Consider the following 4,301-nt stretch of genomic DNA (forward strand, 5'->3'; position numbering starts at 1 on the left):
AGCAGCAACGGTTCGAGCTTTGGACCCCGACGAGGAACTGACGCACCAGCAGCAGAAGTCATGCAACTTCTAACGATCAACTACTGGCGCAGGACACTAGAATGATCAACGTGTCCGAGCAGCACACTCCCCGGTCCCTCATCGTCACCTTCTATGGCGCGTACGGCCGCTTCGCCCCCGGTCCCGTACCGGTCGCCGAGCTGATCCGGCTACTGGCCGCGGTCGGCGTGGACGCGCCCTCCGTACGGTCGTCCGTGTCCCGGCTCAAACGCCGCGGGCTGCTCCTGTCGGCGCGCACGGCGACGGGTGCGGCCGGGTACGAACTGTCACCGGAAGCACGGCAGTTGCTCGACGACGGTGACCGGCGCGTCTACGCGGCGGCGCCCCCGGAGGACGACGACTGGGTGCTCGCGGTGTTCTCCGTGCCGGAGTCCGAGCGGCAGAAGCGGCATGTGCTGCGCTCCCGGCTCGTGGGCCTCGGCTTCGGAACGGCCGCCCCCGGGGTGTGGCTCGCGCCGGCCCGCCTCCACGAAGAGACGCGTCACACGCTGGAACGGCTGCGTCTCGACGCGTATGTGGAGCTGTTCCGCGGTGCGCATCTCGGCTTCACGCCGACGGCCGAGGCGGTCGCACGCTGGTGGGACCTGGCCGCGATCGCCAAGCAGCACGAGGAGTTCCTGGACCGCCACGCGCGCGTGCTGCACGAGTGGGAGGCACGGCCGGACACTCCGCCTCAGGAGGCGTACCGGGACTATCTGCTGGCCCTGGACTCCTGGCGCCACCTCCCCTACGCCGATCCCGGACTGCCGCCCGCACTACTGCCTCCGGACTGGCCGGGGGCCCGCTCGGCGGCCGTCTTCCGGGCGCTGCACGAGCGGTTGCGGGACGCGGGCGCCGCGTTTGCGGGCGTACCGGCAGGGCTGTCCGAAATCTGAACGAATCCCGCGACGTCGTGAGTTGCGTCACATTCGCCTCAGCACGAGCAACGCTCAGGCCGCTCCTAGCCTCTTCTCATAGTTCTTACCTAGGCTTGCGACGCATGAGTCTGATGCGCAATCTGAACCGGGCGCTCACCGCCACCACCGGCCTCCAGGTCCACAGGGCCCCCAGCGCCCCCGCCGCGCCCAAGCAGCAGAAGGCCGCACCGGCGAAATCCGCCAAGCGGCCCACGCCGGTGTACCGACGCCCAGCGGCCGAGGACCTGGCGACGGACCGACTGCTGCGCCAGCCGGTCTTCATCATGTCGCCCGTGCGCTCCGGCTCGACTCTCCTACGGATGCTCCTGAACGCGCACTCGCGGCTGCACTCCCCGCACGAGACGCACATCCGCCGGCTCGAGGTCGACTACGGCAGCAAGCTGTCGCAGCGTGCCATGAGCGCCCTCGATCTGGAGCGCGGCGACCTGGAGCATCTGCTGTGGGACCGGGTGCTCCACCGCGAACTGGTCAAATCGGGCAAGGACTTCCTGGTCGAGAAGACGCCGAGCAACGCGTTCGTCTATCAGCGCATCCAGGACTGCTGGCCCGACGCCCGCTTTGTCTTCCTGCTCCGCCACCCGGTGTCCATCGCCCGGTCCTGGCACGAGGGCGACCCCGAAAAGCGCACCTACGACGAGGCGGCGGCCGACGCGCTGCGTTACATGAAGGCCGTGGAGAAGGCCCGCAAGGGCATCACCGGCGGCCACACCGTGCGCTACGAGGACATCACCGCGGACCCCGAGAAGGAGATGCGGAGCCTGTGCGAGTTCCTCGACGTCGAGTTCGAGCCGTCGATGCTCGACTACGGCAAGAAGGACGACTCGCAGGTGGTCAAGGGGCTCGGCGACTGGCGCGACAAGATCAAGTCCGGTCAGGTGCAGGCCGGTCGTGCGCTGCCGAAGGACGACGAGGTCCCCGAACTGCTGCGCCCCATGTGTATGTCCTGGGGTTATGTGTCATGAGACCGCACGCCGAGGTTGAAGAGGTCTGGCCGCGCGACGGCCGTATCCGCCTCGTGGGCCGCATCCACGGCCGGGCCGCCGGGGGCTCCGACGGCTGGCGGCTGCTGCTCGTGCTGCGCGGGACCGACCGGCGGCTGCACTACCCCGCGCGTGTGAAGGGCGATCGCTTCGAGAGCGAGCTGCCCGTCTCCGACCTCGCCGACCGTGACGCGGAAGCCGGCGGAGAGGTTGAGGAGTGGGACATCCATCTCACCGACGGCGAGGCGGAGTTGCGCGTCGGGCGGCAGCTCGACGACATCCGCGGCAAGAAGAAGATCATGGTGTTCCCGGAGCAGCGGCTGAGCGGCTGGAGTGTCCGTCCGTACTACACGGTCAAGGACAACCTGTCGCTGGAGTGCCGTCTGGAATGCCATTCGGAAGAGGCGATATGACAGTCCGGAATCAGGCGCCACGACTTACGACGCATGAGGCCCCAAAGCGTCCGAAGGTCCGCTATCTGCTCTTGCACGCGTACGGCCGCGGCGGCACGATCCGCACCGTGATGAACCAGGCCAACTCCCTTGTGCGGGCAGGCTGGGACGTCGAGCTGGTGAGTGCGCTGCGCCGCCGCAAGGACATCCAGTTCCCGCTCGATCCGCGGGTGACGGTCTCCACGGTCGTCGACCTGCGGGAGGGCGAGTACACCCCGCCGTCCTCTCTCGCCGGCCGCTGGCACGACTGGCGCCGGGGCAGGCTGCTCGAGCGGCCCGGAAAGCACGTCCCCGCGGGCGAGTTCGGCTACCGGTACTTCAACCGGTACGTCGAGGAGCAGCTCATCGCCTACCTGTCCACGCTGCGGGACGGCGTCCTGGTGACCACGCGGCCCGCGCTCAACTTCCTGGCCGCGCAGCACGCGACGGGCGGCGTGGTTCGTGTGGCGCAGGAGCACATGAACCACGGCACGCACAAACGTGATGTGCAACAGCGCATCCGGGAGACCTATCCGAGCTTCGACGCGGTCGCCGTCCTGACCGAACGGGACCGTCAGGAGTACGAGCAACTACTGCCCGGCACCAGGGTCGTACGCATCCCCAACGCCGTGCACTCGCTCGACCAGGTCCCCTCCGACCATCACGCGAAGATCGCCGTGGCGGCCGGGCGGCTCTTCCCGCAGAAGGGCTTCGACATGCTCATCGAGGCATGGTCGAAGCTCGTCGAGACGTACCCCGAATGGCAGTTGAGGATCTACGGCAGCGGTGAGAAGAAGGCCGAGCTGCGGGCCCTCATCGAGGAGCATCACCTCTACAACCATGTGTTCCTGATGGGCCACACCGACCGGCTGGACGACGAACTCGCCAAGGCCTCGTTCTACGTGCTCAGTTCACGCTTCGAGGGCCTGCCCATGGTGATGATCGAGGCGATGAGCCACGCGCTGCCCGTGGTGAGCTTCGACTGCCCGACCGGGCCCTCCGATGTGTTGACGCACGGAGTGGACGGGCTGCTGGTTCCGCCGGAGGACCCGGACGCGCTCGCCCAGGCCATGGCCAAGCTGATGGCCGACGAGTCGCTGCGTTCGGAGATGGGCGTCGCGGCCGTGCTGACGGCCGCCTCGTACGGCCCGGACGCCGTACACCCGCGCTGGGAAGCCCTGTTCACCGAACTCCACGAACAACGGCTCGGCACCGCCGGCGCCGCGAAAGGACTGCGCGTATGAACCACACGGCAAAGGCTCAGGGAGCCACGATCTGGCTCACCGGGCTGCCGAGCGCGGGCAAGACCACGATCGCCCGCATTCTCGCCGGCCGGCTGCGCTCCGAGAACCACCGCGTGGAGGTGCTCGACGGCGACGAGATCCGGCGCTTCCTCTCCGCGGGCCTGGGCTTCTCCCGCGAGGACCGCAACACCAACGTGCAGCGCATCGGCCTGGTCGCCGAAGTCCTCGCACGCAACGGCGTGCTGGCGGTGGTGCCGGTCATCGCGCCGTACGCCGACAGCCGCGAGGCGGTGCGCAAGCGGCACGAGGCGAGCGGGACGCCGTACATCGAGGTGCATGTCGCCACTCCGGTCGAGGTGTGCGCAGAGCGCGACGTCAAGGGGCTGTACGCCCGTCAGGCCGCGGGTCAGCTGACCGGGCTCACCGGCGTCGACGACCCGTACGAGCCGCCGCTGGACCCGGCCGTCGCGCTGAAGACCCAGGGGGAAACACCCGAGGAGTCGGCGAACGCGGTGTACGCGGTGCTGGCGGAGAGGGGGCTCGTATGACCTCCGTGAGCGCCGAGCGTGCGTACGCGCTCTCTCACCTGGATGCCCTGGAGTCGGAGGGTGTGCACATCTTCCGTGAGGTGGCGGGCGAGTTCGAGCGGCCGGTGATTCTGTTCTCCGG

5 protein-coding genes and 1 pseudogene are annotated in these 4,301 nt (G+C 68.6%); all 6 read left to right on the plus strand.

All coding sequences use genetic code 11. From position 1 onward, the window contains the following. Window positions 1–101: 101 nt before the first annotated feature. On the plus strand, window positions 102–935 hold the full coding sequence (locus tag ABD357_RS27285; RefSeq protein WP_344393660.1) for a PaaX family transcriptional regulator: 834 nt from the start codon (window positions 102–104) through the stop codon (window positions 933–935). Between the two features lie 104 nt (window positions 936–1,039). Continuing rightward, window positions 1,040–1,939 (plus strand): sulfotransferase family protein, encoded by a 900-nt coding sequence (locus ABD357_RS27290; protein WP_344393661.1) that lies wholly within the window; start codon window positions 1,040–1,042, stop codon window positions 1,937–1,939. Beyond that, window positions 1,936–2,370, plus strand: coding sequence for a hypothetical protein (locus ABD357_RS27295; RefSeq protein WP_344393662.1), 435 nt, complete (start codon window positions 1,936–1,938; stop codon window positions 2,368–2,370). Before ABD357_RS27290 ends, ABD357_RS27295 begins: the two co-directional genes overlap by 4 nt. Next, window positions 2,367–3,632: a glycosyltransferase family 4 protein gene (locus tag ABD357_RS27300; RefSeq protein ID WP_344393663.1), complete on the plus strand. Its 1,266-nt coding sequence runs from the start codon at window positions 2,367–2,369 to the stop codon at window positions 3,630–3,632. Before ABD357_RS27295 ends, ABD357_RS27300 begins: the two co-directional genes overlap by 4 nt. Beyond that, a complete protein-coding gene (gene cysC, locus ABD357_RS27305; protein ID WP_344393664.1) occupies window positions 3,629–4,180 on the plus strand; it encodes an adenylyl-sulfate kinase in 552 nt (183 codons plus the stop codon). Before ABD357_RS27300 ends, cysC begins: the two co-directional genes overlap by 4 nt. Before the next feature lie 14 nt (window positions 4,181–4,194). After that, window positions 4,195–4,301: pseudogene (locus ABD357_RS27310) on the plus strand (sulfate adenylyltransferase subunit CysD); the annotation flags it as partial.

Origin of the sequence: Streptomyces vastus (assembly GCF_039532825.1) — a bacterium.
GTDB lineage: Bacteria > Actinomycetota > Actinomycetes > Streptomycetales > Streptomycetaceae > Streptomyces > Streptomyces vastus.